At 67.6% G+C, this 2,001-nt stretch carries 2 protein-coding genes; both read left to right on the forward strand.

The window, feature by feature from the left end:
* The first annotated feature begins 129 nt into the window (after positions 1 to 129).
* Positions 130 to 1,038, forward strand: coding sequence for a tyrosine-type recombinase/integrase (locus ICI42_RS23390; RefSeq protein ID WP_188167017.1), 909 nt, complete (start codon positions 130 to 132; stop codon positions 1,036 to 1,038).
* A 2-nt stretch (positions 1,039 to 1,040) separates the two neighbouring features.
* The coding region (locus ICI42_RS23395) for an IS91 family transposase (RefSeq protein ID WP_188167018.1) at positions 1,041 to 2,001 on the forward strand (961 nt) is incomplete at its 3' end.

The raw sequence follows: 2,001 nt of genomic DNA on the forward strand, positions 1-2,001 counted from the left end.
TGAACGAACCCGCTCGCGCGGGAGGGCGCCTGGGTTGAGATAGAGGGCACAGGCCGGAGGTCGGGCTTCCATTGAGCCTGGCGCGGTAGCGGCAGAGCATGACGGGCTTCTTCAACAAGGAGCCTGACGATGACTTTCCCTGATCTCGACGCACCCGTCAGCCCGCTGCGCCAGCGGCTGATCGACGACATGAACCTGCGGCGTTTCTCACGCGAGACGCAGCGCAACTATCTCCGCGACATCGCACGCCTGGCGGCATTTCTCGGGCGTTCACCTGACACGGCGACCGCCGACGATCTGCGCCGGTTCCAAATCGAGCAGCAGGAGGACGGCGTTCCGGTGCCGACGATGAACAGCATCGTGTCGGCGCTGCGCTTCCTCTTCATCCACACGCTCGACCGCCCGGACCTGGCGCGTAGGCTCGTTCGGCTGGCGCATCGGCGCAACCTGCCCGTGGTGCTCAGCCGCGACGAGGTGGCTCGTCTGCTCAATGCCACCACGTGCCTCAAGCACCAGGCCGCATTGTCGGTCGCCTATGGTGCTGGCCTGCGCGTCGCCGAGGTGTCGATGCTGAAGGTCGCCGACGTCGACAGCGAGCGCATGCTGCTGCGCGTCGAACGCGGCAAGGGCGGGCGCTATCGCAATGCCATGCTCTCCGAGGATCTGCTGACGCTGCTGCGTGAGTGGTGGAAGGTCGGACGACAGCAGGGCGTGATGCACCGCGACGGCTGGCTGTTCCCGGGACAGCACGCGATGAAGCCGATCAGCACGCGGCAGCTCTATCGCATCGTCGTCGAGGCGGCCCGGGCCGCCGACATCGCCAAGCGGGTCGGGCCGCACACGCTGCGCCACAGCTTCGCGACGCACCTGCTGGAGGACGGCACCGACATCCGGATCATCCAGGTGCTGCTCGGGCATGCCAAGCTCAACAACACCGCGCTCTATGCGAAGGTCGCGACCAAGACGGTTCGCACGGTCACGAGCCCGCTCGACAAGCTCGGGCTGTTCAGGCCGACAGAGATCTCGCCCGGCGGCTGAGCGTGCGCGCCTCGGTCGAGGTCGCCGACATCTTCCGCGCAGCAGGGCCTGCCTACAGGGCCGCCCATGCGAGGCACCTGAGCCTCGCCCAGCTCAAGGTCATGTCGGCGATCGAGCATTGCCGCACCGCGGCTCTCGGCGGTCACGTCGAAGCCTGCGAGGACTGTGGTCAGTGGCGCATCGCCTACAATTCCTGCCGCAACCGGCACTGCCCGAAGTGCCAGGGCGCGGCGGCGCGGACATGGCTGGCCGAGCGCGAAGCCGACCTGCTGCCGGCCGGCTACTTCCATGTCGTGTTCACGCTGCCGGCAGAGGTCGCCGACGTCGCCTTCCAGAACAAGGCGCTCGTCTACAACCTGCTGTTCCGGGCGGCTTCGGAGACGATGCTGACGATCGCTGCCGATCCGAAGCATCTCGGCGCGCGCATCGGCATCACCGCCGTGCTCCACACGTGGGGTTCGGCGATGACCCACCATCCGCACGTGCACATGATCGTGCCGGGCGGCGGCATCGCGCCGGACAGAAGCCGCTGGATCCCGTCGCGGCCGGCCTTTCTGCTCCCGGTACACGTGCTTGGCAAGTTGTTCCGACGCCTCTTCCTCACGCGGCTGCTCGCGCTGCGCGACGCGGGGCGGCTCGGCTTCTTCGGGACGATGGCACACCTGGCCGACCGCCGAACCTTCCTGCGCCACCTTGCTCCCGTTCGGGGGAAGCGATGGGTGGTATACGCCAAGGCGCCGTTCGCCGGACCTGAAGCGGTGCTCGCCTACCTGGCGCGCTACACCCACCGGGTGGCGATCTCGAACAGCCGCCTGATCGCGTTCGATAAGCACGGTGTCACCTTCCGCTACAAGGACTACCGCCGCGACGGCGCGGACCGGCGGCAGGTCATGACGCTTGCGGCCGACGAGTTCATCCGCCGCTTCCTAATCCATGTCCTGCCGCGCGGGTTCCATCGCATCC

This window comes from Oryzicola mucosus (genome assembly GCF_014534685.1).
Lineage (GTDB): Bacteria > Pseudomonadota > Alphaproteobacteria > Rhizobiales > Rhizobiaceae > Oryzicola > Oryzicola mucosus.

What these genes read in the sequence shown, in the direction of transcription:
- ICI42_RS23390 (WP_188167017.1), top strand. Translation starts at nt 130, where the DNA reads ATGACTTTCCCTGATCTCGACGCACCCGTCAGCCCGCTGCGCCAGCGG.